Annotated in this window: 1 protein-coding gene; it reads left to right on the top strand. The window is 54.0% G+C overall.

Translation table 11 applies throughout. The features are described 5' to 3' along the window. Positions 1–187 (top strand): helix-turn-helix domain-containing protein (locus tag QSV46_RS39165; RefSeq protein ID WP_314964018.1); only part of this gene is annotated, 187 nt, incomplete at its 5' end. Positions 188–443 lie beyond the last annotated feature (256 nt).

Genomic DNA, 443 nt, shown 5'->3' with positions numbered 1-443 from the left:
CACTCAGCGCGAGCGCCAATGCCTTGCATGGACTGCGCAGGGAAAAACAGTCGCGGATATCGCGGTGCTGGTCCAGATTGCGCCGCGCACTGTCCTGTTTCATCTTGAGAACGCTCGCCGCAAGCTCGGTACAGCATCTATTGCCCAATGCGTCGCCGAGGCGCTGCGGCGCGGTTTGTTGTCCTAATCATCCACACCCTCCCATTTCGCGAGATGCACAAGAGACCTGGCGCTCGTCGCGCCGGGCATGTTGTATTGTGTTCTGTCCAAAAAGGTCTAGCGTAATCAAACTGAATAAGTGTTACCTGTAAAATTTGACAGGCGATTAGCAACTCTCTTTCTGGTTTTGAGGCCTCCCGATAATTTCAGGAGGTCGCTATGCATGCCATCGCACTTCACACCTCTCAATTTGGTCGTCATCTGGAGTTGCTCGCGGCGATGTA

It is taken from the genome of Bradyrhizobium cosmicum, from assembly GCF_032290525.1.
Classification (GTDB): Bacteria; Pseudomonadota; Alphaproteobacteria; order Rhizobiales; family Xanthobacteraceae; genus Bradyrhizobium; species Bradyrhizobium cosmicum_A.
Note: the sequence above shows the minus strand (reverse complement) of the source record. Positions and strands in the feature narration are given on the sequence as shown.